Annotated in this window: 14 protein-coding genes; 5 read left to right on the plus strand and 9 right to left on the minus strand. The window is 59.6% G+C overall.

The annotated features are described in order from the left end of the window. Nucleotides 1–315 precede the first annotated feature (315 nt). The 3 genes from livJ to RRF55_RS04710 form a co-directional block, all read right to left on the minus strand. Entirely contained in the window at nt 316–1419 is a 1104-nt protein-coding gene (livJ, locus tag RRF55_RS04700; protein WP_032447925.1) for a branched chain amino acid ABC transporter substrate-binding protein LivJ, read from the minus strand. A 257-nt stretch (nt 1420–1676) separates the two neighbouring features. Next, nucleotides 1677–2921, minus strand: a complete 1245-nt coding sequence (locus RRF55_RS04705; RefSeq protein ID WP_075394438.1) for an aromatic amino acid transport family protein — start codon at nt 2919–2921, stop codon at nt 1677–1679. 147 nt (nt 2922–3068) lie between these two features. Continuing rightward, entirely contained in the window at nt 3069–4334 is a 1266-nt protein-coding gene (locus RRF55_RS04710; protein ID WP_004181475.1) for a 4-aminobutyrate--2-oxoglutarate transaminase, read from the minus strand. A gap of 118 nt (nt 4335–4452) precedes the next feature. On the opposite strand from RRF55_RS04710, the gene RRF55_RS04715 reads away from it, so the two are divergent. Further along, nucleotides 4453–5976, plus strand: a complete 1524-nt coding sequence (locus RRF55_RS04715; RefSeq protein ID WP_032447926.1) for a PLP-dependent aminotransferase family protein — start codon at nt 4453–4455, stop codon at nt 5974–5976. 52 nt (nt 5977–6028) lie between these two features. On the opposite strand, the gene rpoH is transcribed toward RRF55_RS04715, so the two are convergent. The 4 genes from rpoH to ftsY all read right to left on the minus strand — a co-directional run bounded on the left by rpoH (nt 6029) and on the right by ftsY (nt 10395). Continuing rightward, nucleotides 6029–6883, minus strand: a complete 855-nt coding sequence (gene rpoH / locus RRF55_RS04720; RefSeq protein ID WP_002920815.1) for an RNA polymerase sigma factor RpoH — start codon at nt 6881–6883, stop codon at nt 6029–6031. A gap of 269 nt (nt 6884–7152) precedes the next feature. Then, complete coding sequence (gene ftsX / locus RRF55_RS04725) at nt 7153–8208, minus strand: permease-like cell division protein FtsX (protein ID WP_004173994.1); 1056 nt, start codon at nt 8206–8208, stop codon at nt 7153–7155. Then, nucleotides 8201–8869 (minus strand): cell division ATP-binding protein FtsE, encoded by a 669-nt coding sequence (gene ftsE, locus RRF55_RS04730; protein WP_002920817.1) that lies wholly within the window; start codon nt 8867–8869, stop codon nt 8201–8203. The genes ftsX and ftsE overlap by 8 nt, the downstream gene beginning before the upstream one ends. A 2-nt stretch (nt 8870–8871) precedes the next feature. Further along, on the minus strand, nt 8872–10395 hold the full coding sequence (gene ftsY, locus RRF55_RS04735) for a signal recognition particle-docking protein FtsY (RefSeq protein WP_004188286.1): 1524 nt from the start codon (nt 10393–10395) through the stop codon (nt 8872–8874). A 182-nt stretch (nt 10396–10577) separates the two neighbouring features. On the opposite strand from ftsY, the gene rsmD reads away from it, so the two are divergent. Next, nucleotides 10578–11174 (plus strand): 16S rRNA (guanine(966)-N(2))-methyltransferase, encoded by a 597-nt coding sequence (gene rsmD, locus RRF55_RS04740; RefSeq protein WP_002920820.1) that lies wholly within the window; start codon nt 10578–10580, stop codon nt 11172–11174. After that, nucleotides 11164–11439: a DUF1145 family protein gene (locus RRF55_RS04745; protein ID WP_002920822.1), complete on the plus strand. Its 276-nt coding sequence runs from the start codon at nt 11164–11166 to the stop codon at nt 11437–11439. Before rsmD ends, RRF55_RS04745 begins: the two co-directional genes overlap by 11 nt. 13 nt (nt 11440–11452) lie before the next feature. On the opposite strand, the gene RRF55_RS04750 is transcribed toward RRF55_RS04745, so the two are convergent. After that, complete coding sequence (locus tag RRF55_RS04750; protein ID WP_004173989.1) at nt 11453–11803, minus strand: DUF2500 domain-containing protein; 351 nt, start codon at nt 11801–11803, stop codon at nt 11453–11455. Between the two features lie 150 nt (nt 11804–11953). Here RRF55_RS04750 and RRF55_RS04755 point away from each other — a divergent pair, with 150 nt between their 5' ends. Together RRF55_RS04755 and zntA are read left to right on the plus strand one after the other, a co-directional pair. Further along, nucleotides 11954–12580, plus strand: coding sequence for a lysoplasmalogenase (locus tag RRF55_RS04755; protein ID WP_004173987.1), 627 nt, complete (start codon nt 11954–11956; stop codon nt 12578–12580). Nucleotides 12581–12658: 78 nt separating this feature from the next. Beyond that, entirely contained in the window at nt 12659–14869 is a 2211-nt protein-coding gene (gene zntA, locus RRF55_RS04760; protein WP_032415774.1) for a Zn(II)/Cd(II)/Pb(II) translocating P-type ATPase ZntA, read from the plus strand. Nucleotides 14870–15195: 326 nt separating this feature from the next. Here zntA and tusA read toward each other — a convergent pair whose 3' ends face one another. Then, complete coding sequence (gene tusA / locus RRF55_RS04765; protein ID WP_002920858.1) at nt 15196–15441, minus strand: sulfurtransferase TusA; 246 nt, start codon at nt 15439–15441, stop codon at nt 15196–15198. Nucleotides 15442–15452: the final 11 nt, after the last annotated feature.

Here is a 15452-nt window from a genome sequence, read left to right on the forward strand (position 1 = left end):
CATCAGTAAGTGACCGGGGTTGAGGGCCGCAGACAACGCATTTGCAGCGTGAAAGTCCCCACCCATTTAACCCAGCATTTCGCGTTGCAAAAAGGCGTCAAGACCCGAAATCCCCGGGAGCTTACATCAGTAAGTGACCGGGGTTGAGGGCCGCAGACAACGCATTTGCAGCGTGAAAGTCCCCACCCATTTAACCCAGCATTTCGCGTTGCAAAAAGGCGTCAAGACCCGAAATCCCCGGGAGCTTACATCAGTAAGTGACCGGGGTTGAGGGCCGCAGACAACGCATTTGCAGCGTGAAAGGCGCCGGTTAAATTATTTGGCGTCGGTCGCCGTACCGTTCGCATGCCAGGTAAAGACCCCGAACTCAAAGCCTTTCAGGTCGCCTTTCTGATCCCACGACAGCGGGCCCATCACGGTGTCTACTGTCGCGCCTTTCAGGTATTTAGCGATTTCCGCCGGATCGTCAGACTGATTCAGGCCTGCCTGCAGCGACTGCAGCGCCGCGTAGGTGGTCCACACGAAGGCGCCGCTCGGATCCTGTTTCTTCGCCTTGATCGCATCCACGATCGGTTTGTTCGCCGGCACCTGGTCGTAGTTCTTCGGCTTGGTTACCAGCAGGCCTTCCGCCGACTCGCCGGCGATGTTAGACAGGGAGACGTTCGCTACGCCTTCCGGGCCCATAAACTGGGTTTTCAGACCGGCGGCGCGCGCCTGACGCAGGATCTGGCCCATTTCCGGGTGATAGCCGCCGTAGTAGACGAAATCGATATCCTCTTTCTTCAGGCGCGCCACCAGGGTGGAGAAATCTTTCTCACCGGCGGTGATCCCGTCGAAGAAGACCACGTTTGCCCCACCTTTTTTCAGGCCATCCTGCACCGCACGGGCCAAACCTTCGCCGTACTGCTGTTTGTCATGTACCACTGCGATACGCTGCGGCTTCACTTTGTCGAGAATGTATTTCGCCGCGGTTGGCCCCTGATCGGAGTCCAGACCGGTGGTGCGCAGGATCAGCTTATAGCCGCGCGCCGTCAGCTCCGGAGCAGTCGCTGCCGGGGTAATCATCAGAATGCCTTCGTCTTCATAGATATCAGACGCCGGCTGAGTGGAAGAGGAACACAGGTGACCAATAACGTATTTGATGCCGTCGTTGACCACTTTGTTGGCTACCGCTACCGCCTGTTTCGGGTCGCAAGCGTCATCATATTTGACGATCTGCAGCTTATTGCCCTTGATGCCGCCCTTAGCGTTGATATCCGCTACCGCCTGCTCTGCGCCGGTAAACTCCTGGTCGCCGTACTGGGCCACCGGGCCGGACATCGCCCCGACTACCGCGATTTTGATATCTTCTGCCAGCGCCGCGCTGCTCATAACTAAGGCAATACATCCTGCCAGTAACGCTTTACCCTTCATATTCATCCTGAGGCTCCCCATTATTATGGTTTTTGCATTTGTTGTGATGTTGTTTATTAGCGCATTATTTTGTTTATACCGATAGGAAAAGCATATGATAGCTAATCAACCGGGGGCTGCCCGCGCTTTTGCAGCACACTATGCTAAACATACCGTCATTCTGAGGAATTTGAAACGACTAAATTGCGGGCTATGTAACAGATAAGTGACAAATAAAAAAACCGCGCCAGCATGAACCGGACGCGGTGCAAAACAGAGCCTGATTACCAGCCTGCGGGTAGGTAGCCCACCGCGGATGCTATCGCGTAGGCGGCGCTGCAAAGATACAACAACACAATGAAGCATTGGATAAGCGGATGGGTCATCCAGGCCGGACAGGTCCAGCCCGGGGTCAGATCGCCACGCTGGCGGGCGCCCTTGAGCATCAGGATCGGCATAATCGATAAAATGACGCCGCTGAACACCCCGGCAAAATAGAGCGCGTTGACGAAGGAAACCATGCCGCTATAGGCCAGTACAAACGGCGGGATCGCCACCACCAGCAGCACCATCAGGCGCCGGGCGGGCTGTTCGTCATTCCCCAGGCGGAACTGATCGAAGATATTGGTCAGGAAGCTGCCGCCCAGTCCCCAGTAGGAGGTCAGCATCGCGCACAGCGCAAACAGATTGGCTGAGAAGAAGGCCCATTCGCCAAGCGCCCGCCCCCAGGAGATGGTGGCCACATCCGAGATATTGTCCAGACCGTTAAGCGAGATCACCGACAACGGCACCAGCGCCAGCAGGGTAAAGGTCAGCGCCATGCCGACCATGATGGCTTTAGGCAATTTTTCCGGTTTGTCGGCGAAGCCCCGCGCCATCTCCGGCACGATATACTGTGCCGAGAAGCAGAATGCTACGACGTTGAAGACCGGAACCATATACAGCCAGTTGCCGTCGAGCAGATAGCCGACGCGGGTGGTCTCTTTCAACAGCGTGGCAATCACCAGCACCGAGATCATCACCACCATGCCGATGCTGATAAATTTCTCACCGCGGCCGATCGCCTTCAGCCCCAGGTAGAGTACCCCTGCCGCCGGAACGAAAAACAGCACGCTGCCCAGCGCCGGCGAGATGCCAAACAGGGAGTGCAGCAGCTTACCGCTGCCGGTCATATACGCCGTCAATGCCCCGACGCTATTGACGCAGACGGAGAGAAACATCATCAGCGCGCCAAAGCCGCCGACGTAGCGCTTCGATAATCCACTGAGCTGCAGATGTTTACGGGTGCGCAGCGTGGATTCCGCGACATAGAGCATAGTCACCGTGGTCAGACCACCCACCAGCACCAGCCAGAACAGCAGTGGTAAAAAGCCCGCTTTGCTTGACGCATAGGCGATAGAGAGGACGCCCGCGCCAATATTGGTACCGACAATCATCGATACCCCTTCGACGAAGCTCAGAGATTTTGCAGGGACAGCCGTACGTTCCCGGCCGGTGAGGACGGGAGAAAAGGTGGAGTTTTCAGACATAATACTTTCCGTTTTACTCCGGCGGTTGTCACCGCCGGAAAAAAGGTGATATCAGGGTGATAAACCACTCACGCTGAGCATAAACAGCCGGCTGCGGCGTCCTGTTTCTGTTCGGCTTCCCTGCCGCCGCAGCCCGCCGGGGAGACGTTAGCTCTTCAGTACGCGCGCCAGAATATCCAGCGCTTTCGAGAACTGGGCGTCGGGGATAGTCAATGGATACAGGAAGCGGATCACGTTGCCGTAGACGCCACAGCTCAGCAGCAGCAGGCCGTTCTCCTGCGCTTTCTGTTGCACCTGACGGGTGAACTCCGGCGACGGTTCGCCTGTTTGCGGATCGTTAAACTCCACCGCCACCATCGACCCCCGGCCGCGGACATCCACGATCGCCGGGCAGGTAGCGCGCGCCTGGTTGAGCACTTCCTGCAGATGGCTACCCAGCTGTTCAGCGCGCTGGCACAGCTGCTCTTCGGCAATGACATCCAGCACCGCGTGCGCCGCGGCCACCGCCAGCGGGTTACCGGCATAGGTTCCGCCCAGCCCGCCTGGGGCTGGCGCATCCATCACCTCGGCGCGACCGACAACGCCCGACAGCGGGAAACCGCCGGCGAGGCTTTTCGCCATCGTCATCAGATCCGGTTTCACCTCATAGTGCTGCATAGCGAACAGCTTGCCGGTGCGGGCGAAACCGGTCTGCACTTCATCGGCGATCAGCAGAATGCCGTGGGTATCGCACAGGTCGCGCAGCGCCTGCATAAAATCGGCCGGCGCGACGTTAAAGCCGCCTTCCCCCTGGATCGGCTCGAGAATGATGGCCGCTACCTGGTCCGGCGCAATATCCGCTTTGAAAATGCGCTCCAGGCTTTTCAGCGCATCCGCGGTGGTCACGCCATGCGCCGCATTGGGGTAAACGCCGTGATACACCGAGCCCGGGAACGGCCCGAAGCCGATTTTGTAGGGCGCGACCTTACCGGTGAGGGCCATGGTCATAAAGGTACGGCCGTGGAAACCACCGCCGAAGGTAATCAGCCCCGGACGACCGGTGTAAGCGCGGGCGATTTTCACCGCGTTCTCGACCGCTTCCGCGCCGGTGGTGAAGAAAGCCGTTTTTGCCGGCCCGTCAATTGGCGCCAGATCGTTGATACGCTCCGCCAGCGAAACATAGCTTTCGTACGGCACAATCTGATAGGCGGTGTGGGTGAACGCCTGCAGCTGGTCGGCAACCGCGGCGACCACTTTCGGATGGCGGTGACCGGTATTTAACACGGCGATCCCGGCGGCGAAATCGATCACCTCATTGCCTTCGATATCCCACAGCGTGGCGTTTTCCGCCTTCTCGACAAAGTAGTTACACATTACGCCTACGCCGCGCGGCGTCGCCTGCTGGCGACGTTGATTCAGTTCTGAGCTTTTCACCTGCGAATCTCCTGTCGTGTATGTCACGTTATCGCAACAAATTAGAAACGATGTCGTTTATTTACACAGGAGTTGGCCCTATAATCGAGTACCAATTTTGAATATCTGAGGGATCCAATTGCGTTCGCTGGTGGGTGACCTGGTGCTGGTCCGTCTGCAGGAAGAGCGGGATCCTCTTCTGCACAAACGCTTATATAACGCGCTGCGCCGCGCGATCCTCGACGGTTCGCTGGCGCCGCAAAGCCGTCTGCCGCCGTCGCGGGACCTGGCGGGCGAACTTGGCGTATCAAGAAACACCATATTAACAACTTATGAACAATTGCTGGCGGAAGGATATGTGGTTTCCCGTCGGGGAAGCGGAACATTCGTTGCCCAAACCGCCCCTGAGAGCTCATTGACGGCTAAAGAAGAGCGGGAAAACAACAGTCTTGCGGCACCGACGGCGCATCTTTCACACCGAGGCCAGCATCTGCTCGGCCAGGTCAGCGCCAGCCCGCGCCAGTGGGGAGCGTTTATACCCGGCGTGCCGGACGTTAACGCCTTCCCCCACCCGCTGTTCAGTAAGATCCAGGCCCGCATCAGCCGTCGGCCCAAACCGGAGCGGCTCAGCTATAGCTGCAACGGCGGCACTCCGGAACTGCAGCAGGCGCTGGTGGATTATCTGCGCGTGTCGCGCGGCGTCCACTGTCAGTCAGATCAAATTCTTATCACCGAGGGGATCCACCAGGCGATCGATCTGGTCACCCGCATGCTGTGTGATAACGGCGATCTGGCGTGGGTGGAGGAGCCTTCCTACTGGGGGATCCGCCACGTGCTGGCGATGAACGACGTTCGGGCAGAACCCCTGACCGTCGATGCCAACGGCCTGTGCCCGCCGGAGACGGTTGACGATGCGCCGAGGCTGATCTTCGTTACGCCTTCCCACCAGTATCCGCTGGGCGCGGTGATGAGCCTTGAGCGCCGCCAGCGCCTGCTGGCGCTCGCCCGTCAGCAGGGGAGCTGGATCGTCGAAGATGATTATGACAGCGAGTTTCGCTTTTCCGGTCAGCCGATCCCCGCCCTGCAGGGTCTGGTCGCCGACGCCCCGGTGGTCTATATCGGCACCTTCAGCAAGACGCTCTATCCCGGCCTGCGTCTGGGCTACGTGGTGATCCCGCGGCCGCTGGTCAGCGACCTGAAGCACGCCCATGCCGAGCTTTACCGCGGCGGCCATTCGCTGATCCAGATGGCGCTGGCGGAGTTTATTACCGCCGGCCACTATTCGGCCCATATCCGCCGTATGCGGCTGCTCTACAGCCGTCGCCGCGCCTTTTTAACTGAGCTTATCCAGCAGCACTGTATGCCGTACGCCCTGTCTGACTTCAGCGATAATGCCGGGCTGCATTTGATCCTCAATTTGCCCGCAGAGGCTGACGATGTGGCGATCGCCAGAGAGGCCAATGCGCGGCACATTCTGGTGCGGCCGCTGTCGCGCTACTACCTGACGGCGGCGCGCAAGAAAGGATTACTGATGGGATTCGCCAGCCAGCCCGAAGAGCAGATGGCGTCGGCGTTCAGCGTCTTACTCGGCTGCCTGCAGACGCACTGCCCGCAGATGCTCCTGCTCCGGGAGGACGCAGAAAAACAAAACGCCCCAACCTGAGGCGGGGCGTTATCGGGGAGCCTGATATCAGGTATCAGGCAGGCGTGGCGTATCAGGCTTCGATAGCGGCACGCAGTTTTTTCATGGCGTTCTTTTCCAGCTGACGCACGCGCTCTGCGGAGACGCCGTAGCGGTCGGCCAGTTCCTGCAGCGTGGACTTGTTATCTTCGTCCAGCCAGCGGGCGCGGATGATGTCCTGGCTACGCTCGTCCAGGCCCTGCATCGCGTCAGTCAGCTTATTCGCCGCCTGCTCTTCCCAGTTATCGTCTTCGATGCCGTCGGCAAAGTTAGACGTTTTGTCCTGCAGATACAGGACCGGCGCCATCGGCTGGCTGTCTGACTCATCGTCGGACGACATGTCGAAGGTCATGTCCTGGGCCGCCATACGGGATTCCATCTCGCGGACGTCTTTGCTCGACACGCCCAGCTCACGGGCCACCATTTCCACTTCATCCTGGTTGAACCAACCCAAACGCTGTTTGGTTTTACGCAGGTTAAAGAACAGCTTACGCTGTGCTTTGGTGGTAGCGACCTTCACAATACGCCAGTTGCGCAGCACGTATTCGTGAATTTCGGCTTTAATCCAGTGCACGGCGAAGGAGACCAGGCGCACACCCACTTCCGGGTTAAAGCGACGCACGGCTTTCATCAGGCCGATATTGCCTTCCTGGATCAGATCCGCCTGCGGCAGGCCATAGCCCGAGTAGTTACGAGCAATGTGAACAACAAAGCGCAGGTGAGACAGAATCAGCTTTTTCGCTGCTTCCAGATCGCCCTGGTAATGCAGCTTTTCAGCAAGCTCCCGCTCTTCATCAGCCGACAGCATCGGCCAAGTGTTAGCGGCCCGGATGTACGATTCCAGGTTACCAACGGGGGCTAAAGCTAAAGTTTGCATTTCTTTGGTCATTCAAATCCTCTCAATTGATATCTTCTGACGCGTTCTTGTCCCCATCAGGCAACAAGCATGCCAGCATTCATGAGCAACGAGAATATCACTCACATTAGTATCAGACAGTGATTTTATCCACAAGTTCCATGCAACGGTGTGAATAAATTACGCACAAAATGTGACACCACGATGAAAAAGTGAGGGCAGGAAAAGGGGAACAAGCTTGCGGTATCTTTCCCTGCGAACAGGAACTCATTGCAGCAGGGAAAGATTATATCACGCTTTTATTAATCGGGAGTAAAGTGACGTAAATGTTGCACTGTCGCCAGCCAGGCGGCTACCCACCCGATCATCGAGCAGACGATCAACATCAACAGACACTCGTCGAAGCCTAAGCCGCTCAGCTCAAACTGGGTGCCGAAGACTTTCGCCACTTCGGTCACCGCCGACGAGAGGCGCATTACCAGAATCTCCGACAGGATCAGCGATAAAAACGCGCCGGAAAAGCCCAGCATCGCTCCGCCGTAGAGGAACGGACGCAGGATAAAGCCGTCGGTGGCGCCGATAAGCTTCTGAACGTTAATGGTATCGCGGCGGGCGAAGATGCTCAGGCGCACGCTGTTGCCGATCACCAGGAACACCGCCGCCACCATCAGCACGCCGATCATCGCCGACACGCGTCCTACCAGCCCGGTGAGCGAGGAGAGACGGGCAAACCAACTGTCGTCCATCCGCACTTCATCGACGCCCTGGATCCGCGTTACCCGATCGCGCAGGGTATTCAGCGCCTCGGTGCTCTGGAAATCCAGCTTCGGCACCACGATGGCGACCGCCGGCAGCGGGTTCTCCTCCAGCATATCCAGGGCGCCGCCAAAGCCAGACCAGTTACGGAATTCCCCCAGCGCCTCGTCACGGGACAAATAGTTTACCTTGTCGACGCCCTGCTCCGCCTGCAGCTGGCCCACCACCCGCGCCGCGGCATCGTCATCCAGCGTTTTTTCCAGATAAACGGTGATCTGCGGCGAGGGATAATACTGGGACGCCGCGCTGCTGACGTTTTTGTAGACCATGTAGCAGACGCTTGGCAGGGTCAACGAAATGGCGATGACCATTACCGTCAGGAAGGTCGCCAGCGGCGTGCTTTTTAGATCCTGCAGCGCGCCGTGCCAGGCATAGCGCACCTGCTCGTTGAATACGTTGCTCTTACGCGAGGCCGGGTTAGGCGCCGCTTTCGGCCGTTTTGGCGCATTGCGCCCGCCACCGCCGCCGCCCGCGGCGTTGCGCAGGCGATCGAACTTGCTGCCGAACTGGCGAATCTGGTTCATTGCGTCGCGCTTATTCACCCCGAATGCCTCCATGCAGATGGCCGTCGCTAAGCGTCAGCACGCGGTACGGACGACTGGAGATAAGCCCCAGATCGTGCGTGGCCATCAGTACCGTCACCCCGACGCGGTTAAACTCTTCAAACAGACGTAAAATCCCCTCCGAGAGCGCCTCGTCGAGGTTGCCGGTCGGTTCATCCGCCAGCAGCACCGCCGGCTTGTTGACCACCGCGCGAGCGATTCCCACGCGCTGCTGCTCACCGCCGGAGAGCTGAATGGGAAAATTCTTCGCTTTGTCCAGCAGGCCAACCTTGTCCAGCGCCGCCGAGACGCGACGACGAATATCATCGCCGCTGGCGCCGGCGATAATCAGCGGGATCGCCACGTTGTCATACACGGTACGATCCATCAGCAAATGGTGGTCCTGGAAAATCATACCGATCTGGCGGCGCAGGAACGGCACCTCACGGCTCTTCAGACGGCTGATTTCATGACCGCTGAAGAAGATTTTCCCGGCGCTGGGCCGTTCGATACCACAGATAAGCTTCAGCAGGGTACTCTTCCCTGCGCCGGAATGGCCGGTCAGAAACGCCATCTCGCCCGGCTGCAGGTGGAAGGTCACCCCCTGCAGCGCTTGTCTCCCACCGAGATAGGCTTTGCTGACTTGTTCAAAGCGAATCATTCTTAATCCTCTCGGGCAAAAAGTGCCTCAATAAAGTCGCCCGCATTAAACGGACGCAGATCCTCAATACGCTCGCCGACGCCAATATAGCGAATCGGAATGCCGAACTGATCGGCCACCGAGAAGATCACGCCGCCTTTGGCGGTGCCGTCCAGCTTGGTCAGGGTGATCCCGGTCAATCCTACCGCCTCATGGAACAGTTTGGCCTGGCTAATAGCATTCTGCCCGGTGCTGGCGTCAATGGTTAACATCACCTCGTGCGGCGCGTCGACGTCCAGCTTTTTCATTACCCGGACAATCTTCTTCAGCTCTTCCATCAGGTGCGATTTATTTTGCAAACGCCCGGCGGTATCGGCAATCAGTACGTCAACATGGCGCGCCTTCGCCGCCTGAATGGCGTCGAAAATTACCGAGGCGGAGTCGGCGCCGGTGTGCTGGGCGATCACCGGGATATTATTACGCTGGCCCCAGACCTGCAGCTGTTCCACCGCCGCCGCACGGAAGGTATCCCCCGCCGCCAGCATCACCGACTTACCCTGCTGTTCAAACTGACGCGCCAGCTTGCCGATGGTAGTGGTTTTCCCCACCCCGTTCACGCCGACCATCAGAATAACAAATGGCGTTTTGCCTTCAACGTTCAGCGGCTCGTCTACTTTGGCGAGAATCTCGCCCATCTCTTCTTTCAGCAGGCCGTACAGCGCTTCTGCATCGCGCAGCTGCTTACGGCTGGCGCCTTCCGTCAGGTTGGTAATGATCTTGCGGGTGGTTTCCACCCCGACGTCGGCGATCAGCAGCTGTTCTTCCAGCTCTTCAAACAGATCATCGTCGATCTTCTTACCGCGGAACAGGCTGATAAATCCGGAACCGAGATTTTGCTTCGTTTTCAGCAGGCTACGTTTGAGGCGGGCGAAGAAACCTTCTTTTGTCGGTTTTTCCTGCTCCTGAGCCAGCGCTTCAAGCGGCGCCTCGTCCTCGGGCGCCGGCACCACTACCGCCGCCTCTTCTGCCGCTTCGGCCGCCAGCGCCTGCGCTTCCAGCTCTTCATCGCTTAACGGCGCGTCCTCTTCGGGCGCTTCTGTCTCCTGCGGCTGGACAACGATGCCTTCCACAGGCTGCTCTGCTACGGCTTCCGCCACCACCGGTTCGGCGATAACCTCTTCCGCCAGCGGCTCAACCACCGCAGGCTGTTCAGGCGGTTCGCTGACCGCGGGCTCCGGTTCAACAACAGGCGTTTCTTCGGTCAGAACAGGCGTTTCCACCCACTCTTCTTCCTGCGCGCTGGCAGGCTCCGCGAGGTGCGCTTTTTCGCTTTCGACCACCGTCTCGGTCACTTCGACGACGTCTTCGGCAAACGCCTCCGGGTCTGCTTTCGGCGCGCTCGGCTCAGCAGGGGTTTCAACCGCCGGTATCTCTTCGGCAACCGCTTGCTGTTCTTCTACTTTTTGCTCAGTCTCGGTTTCCTGTGCCTGTTCTTTCTGTCCAAAGCCCAGCCAGGAAAAGAAGCCACGTTTTTTCTCTTTTGCCATTTGCGACCACACTCCTCGCTGTTTATTCATGGCGCAGCTTCATCAGAAGCTGAAAAAATGATGAAATTAGTTGGATAGTCTATCACTTAACTTAACTCGCAGCACCGCCCCCGGATTAAGGTTTCGTCAACCGCCGTCGATCGCTAGAATAGCAGGCTGGAAGTTGAGACTTGAGCAGAGAGATGAAAAAACCAAACCACGCGGGCAGCGGCCAGATCCGCATCATCGGCGGGCAATGGCGCGGCCGTAAATTACCGGTGCCGGAGAGCCCGGGCCTGCGGCCGACCACCGACCGGGTTCGCGAAACCCTTTTTAACTGGCTGGCGCCGTCCATTGTTGACGCGCACTGCCTCGATTGCTTTGCCGGCAGCGGCGCGCTGGGGCTGGAAGCGCTGTCCCGCTATGCGGCCAGCACCACGCTGCTGGAGATGGAGCGCGGCGTAGCCCAGCAGCTGCAAAAAAATCTCGCCACCCTGAAAGCGGATCGCGGCAAGGTGATCACCACCAACACCCTCAGCTTCCTGAGCCAGCCGGGGACCCCGCACCAGATCGTGTTCGTCGACCCGCCGTTCCGTCAGGGGCTGCTGGAGGAGACGCTACGTCTGCTGGAGACACAAGGCTGGCTGGCCGATGAGGCCCTGGTGTACGTCGAAAGCGAAGTCGAAAACGGCTTACCGCCGGTGCCGGCTAACTGGCAATTGTATCGTGAAAAAGTGGCCGGACAGGTCGCCTACCGTCTTTACCAACGTGAGGCCCAAGGAGAGCACCATGCTGATTAATTTAGGCCGCCTGCTGATGCTGTGCGTCTGGGCCTTTCTGTTATTGAATCTGTTTCAGCCCTTCCCGAAGCCGCTGAATATCTTTGTCAACGTCGCGCTGATTTTCATGATCCTGATGCACGGTCTGCAGCTGACGCTGCTCAAGGCGACGCAGCCGAAAGAGGCGCCGCCGCTGAGCCGCTTTGAGCAAATCCGCATTTTTATTTTCGGCGTGTTTGAGCTCGTCGCCTGGCAGAAAAAACTGAAGGCGACGCTGAAAAAATAGTCCTGAAAAGGGCTCAGGGATCGGGCGTAAACGCCACGAACGCTGTGCCCTTATAACTCAACATCCCACGATCGCCGACGCTCAGCGCGTGATATTGCGGCGCGTCAAGGCGAAACACCACCTCCAGCCCACCGTTTTCGGGGCGAAAGCTCGCTTCATAGCGCATCTCACTGCCTGCAGGCGTCACCGTCTGCTGCCGCGAGCGCCGATCGTTAATCACTTTTTCCCGTTTATTGCTGACGATAACCCGCTTTTGTAGCAACGGCGCGGCGTCATTCGCCTGTTTCTCACGGCGCTGCTGGACATAGCGAAACGAAGCCGCCACCACAATCACCGCGACGACCAGAACAAAAAAGAGGGGCATTTTACTCATTAGGGTTACCCATAAAAAATATCAGGAATCAGCATACTGCGTCGGGAATAACATTGTCATCTGCTACACCAAACCACTACACTGAGTAGTAGCATCACGCATCCGTAACTTTCTTTATGATAACAGATACAGGGACTTACTATGCTTTGGTCATTTATTGCTGTCTGTTTCTCCGCATGGCTTTATGTCGATGCATCCTATCGTGGGCCGGCATGGCGACGCTGGGTTTTTAAACCTGTCACCCTGATTCTGTTGCTGTTACTGGCCTGGCAGGCGCCGATGTTCAATGCCATCAGCTATCTGGTGCTGGCTGGCCTGTGCGCCTCGCTGCTCGGCGACGCCCTGACCCTGCTGCCGCGCCAGCGGGTGATGTACGCGGTGGGCGCTTTCTTCCTGTCACATCTGCTGTATACCATCTGGTTCGCCAGCCAGCTGACGCTGTCGTTCTTCTGGCCGCTGCCGCTGGTGCTGCTGGTATTCGGCGCCCTGCTAATGGCGGTGATCTGGAGTCGGCTGGAAGAGATGAAAATGCCGGTGCTGACCTTTATCGGAATGACGCTGGTAATGGTCTGGCTGGCCGGTGAGCTGTGGTTTGCCCGCCCCACCAACACCGCGCTGTCCGGTTTCGCCGGCGCAGCCCTGCTGCTGCTGAGCAATGCCGTGTGGCTGGTGAGCCACTATCGTCGCCGCTTCCGCGCCGATAACGCCATCGCCGCCGCGTTCTACTTTGCCGGCCACTTCCTGATCGTGCGCGCGCTGTACCTGTAATTTAGTCCTTGACTCTGGAGTCGACTCCAGAGTGTATCCTACGGCTAATGAGAAAATTATCATTTCCCGGAGGGTGCCATGTCGACTCCAGACGCGCAGGATAAAAAAGTTCCACAATTCTCGTCTTTCACCATGCGGCCAGCAACCGCCCCGGCGGAGAGCTGCTGTACAGATCACGCCTGCGCCACAGAGTCCGCCCCTGCCGCCGAAGCGCTTAGCGACGCCCGCTACCGCTGGCAGGTAGATGGCATGGACTGCGCCGCCTGCGCCCGCAAGGTGGAAACCGCGGTCCGTCAGGTGCCCGGGGTCAGTCAGGTCCAGGTGCTGTTCGCCACAGAAAAGCTGCTGGTTAACGCCGAGGGCGATGTCCGCGCTCAGGTTGAGAACGCGGTCCGCCAGGCGGGGTATACGCTGCGCGATGCCGATGCTCCCGCAGCTAAGCAAACCCGAGGGTCGCTGCTGCGCGACAATCTGCCGTTACTGACGCTGGTTATCATGATGGCCTTGAGCTGGGGGCTGGAGCAGGCCAACCACCCTGCCGGTCAGTTGGCCTTTATTGCCACCACCCTGGTTGGCCTGTGGCCGGTTGCCCGCCAGGCGCTACGCCTGATCAAGAGCGGGAGCTGGTTCGCCATTGAAACGCTGATGAGCGTCGCCGCCATCGGGGCGCTGTTTATCGGCGCCACCGCGGAGGCGGCGATGGTGCTGTTGCTGTTCCTGATCGGCGAGCGTCTCGAAGGCTGGGCCGCCAGCCGCGCACGGCAGGGGGTGAGCGCGCTGATGGCGCTGAAGCCCGACACCGCCATCCGTCTGCGCAACGGCGTGCGGGAAACCGTCGCCCAGCGCGACCTGCGTCCCGGAGATGTGATTGAAGTGGCTGCCGGCGGGCGTCTGCCGGCGGATGGACAACTGCTGTCGCCGTTTGCCAGCTTTGATGAAAGCGCCCTGACCGGCGAGTCGGTGCCGGTGGAGCGTCAGGCCGGGGAACGGGTAGCGGCGGGCGCCACCAGCGTCGATCGCCTGGTGCAGCTTACCGTGATATCCGAACCGGGCGACAGCGCCATCGACCGCATCCTGAAGCTGATTGAAGAGGCTGAGGAGCGTCGGGCGCCAATCGAGCGCTTCATCGACCGCTTCAGCCGGATCTACACCCCGGCCATTATGGTCGTGGCCTTGTTGGTCGCCATTGTCCCGCCGCTGTTCTTCGCCAGCGCCTGGCTGCCGTGGATTTATAAAGGGCTGACGCTGCTGCTGATCGGCTGTCCGTGCGCGCTGGTCATCTCCACGCCGGCGGCCATCACCTCCGGCCTGGCGGTCGCCGCCCGCCGCGGGGCGCTAATCAAAGGCGGCGCGGCGCTGGAGCAGCTGGGCCAGGTGCGCCAGGTGGCGTTCGATAAAACCGGCACCCTGACCGTCGGCCAGCCGCAGGTGACTTCGGTTATTGCCACGGCCGAAGTTGACGACAACGCGCTGCTGGCGCTGGCGGCGGCGGTGGAGCAAGGCTCCAGCCACCCGCTGGCGCAGGCTATCGTCCGTGAAGCGCAGCGGCGTCAGCTGAGCATTCCGCTTGCCAGCGGCCAGCGGGCGCTGGCGGGCTCTGGTATCGAAGCCGAAGTCAACGGCAGCCGCATCCTGATCTGCGCCGCCAGCAAAGCCGCCCCGGCAGAGCATGAGGCGCAGATCCAGCAGCTGGAAAGCGCCGGGCAAACGGTAGTGCTGGTGATGCGCGGCGAGACGCTGCTCGGCATTCTGGCGCTGCGCGATACCCTGCGCGACGACGCGCGTCAGGCGGTGGATGCTTTGCATCAGTTGGGCGTTCAGGGGGTGATCCTTACCGGGGATAACCCGCGCGCCGCGGCGGCCATCGCCAGCGAACTGGGGCTGGAATTCCGCGCCGGTCTGCTACCGGCGGACAAGGTCAACGCGGTGATAGCGCTGAATGCCGACGCGCCGCTGGCGATGGTCGGGGACGGTATCAACGACGCGCCGGCGATGAAAGCGGCCACCATCGGCATCGCCATGGGCAGCGGAACCGACGTGGCGCTGGAGACGGCCGACGCCGCGCTGACCCATAACCGTCTGACCGGCCTGGCGCAGATGATTTCCCTGGCGCGCGCCACCCACGCCAATATCCGCCAGAACATCGCGATTGCCTTAGGGCTGAAGGGGATTTTCCTCGTCACCACCCTGCTCGGCCTGACCGGTCTGTGGCTGGCGGTGCTGGCGGATACCGGCGCCACCGTGCTGGTAACGGCTAACGCGCTGCGGTTATTGCGTAAGAAGTTGTAGCATCGATACCGGCTTCCCTGCTCGCGCTACGCTTAGCAGGGCTACGGTTCCAGACCGTCGGGTAGCCCGGATAAGGCGCTACGCGCCGCCATCCGGGAGAGGCTCAGGGACGTAGGCCAGGTCAGGCGCAGCCGCCACCGGGGAAAATATCGGACACTGTGCCTGAAATAGCGCCCGGCGGCGCTGCGCTTGCGCGGGCCTACGGGTGGAGCGGTTTGTTGCTGCTGTAAGCCGGGTCAGGCGTAGCCGCCACCCGGCAAAAGACAACATAACGGCATAAAGGGGTAGCCCGGATAAGGCGCTACGCGCCGCCATCCGGGAGAGGCTCAGTGGCTTTTGCGGATCAGGTAGCGGTACGGCAGGGCTTCGGTTTCCTGGGCCACCAGCTCATGCTCCATAAAGCGGCAGAATCCCGGGATATCGCGGGTGGTGGCCGGATCGTCAGCAATAATCAGCAGCGTCTCGCCCACCGGCATCGTCCGCACGGTTTTACGCACCATCATGACCGGCTCCGGGCAGCGGAGTCCCAGGGCATCCAGGGTGTGGTCAGGAGTGGAGAAAAGTTCGCTCATTTTAGTCTCAC

The organism is Klebsiella sp. K47, from assembly GCF_051858335.1.
GTDB classification, from domain to species: Bacteria; Pseudomonadota; Gammaproteobacteria; order Enterobacterales; family Enterobacteriaceae; genus Klebsiella; species Klebsiella pneumoniae.